The 450-nt window shown below is 76.2% G+C and carries 1 protein-coding gene; it reads right to left on the bottom strand.

The window, feature by feature from the left end:
* Nucleotides 1-413: ketoacyl-synthetase C-terminal extension domain-containing protein (locus VM95_RS38050; protein WP_341846061.1), on the bottom strand; the 413-nt coding region annotated here is incomplete at its 3' end.
* Between the last annotated feature and the right edge of the window lie 37 nt (nt 414-450).

Raw genomic sequence — 450 nt, 5'->3', positions numbered from 1 at the left:
AGCTCGGCCCGCTCCGAACCGACCACCACCGCCCGCCGCTCGAACCCTGCGCCGATGGAAGCCAGCGACAACCCCACATCCGCCAGGTCGAGTTCACCCGCCCGCGCGGCCAACCGCGCCGCCCGCGCCCGCAACGCGACCTCCGAGCGCGCCGACAGCACCCACGGCACCACCCCGGTATGGCCGCCGCCCGTCGCGGGGGCGACCTCCGGCGCCTGCTCCAGCACCACGTGCGCGTTCGTCCCGCTGATCCCGAACGAGGACACCGCCGACCGGCGCGGCCGCCCGGTCTCGGGCCAGGCCACCTCCTCCGCCAGCAGCGCCACCGCACCGGAGCCCCAGTCCACTTCCCGGCTCGGCTCGTCCACGTGCAGCGTGCGCGGCAGCACCCCGTGCCGCATCGCCATCACCATCTTGATCACACCCGCCACCCCCGCCGCCGCCTGCGCG

Source organism: Streptomyces rubellomurinus (assembly GCF_000961885.1).
GTDB lineage: Bacteria > Actinomycetota > Actinomycetes > Streptomycetales > Streptomycetaceae > Kitasatospora > Kitasatospora rubellomurina.
Note: the sequence above shows the minus strand (reverse complement) of the source record. Positions and strands in the feature narration are given on the sequence as shown.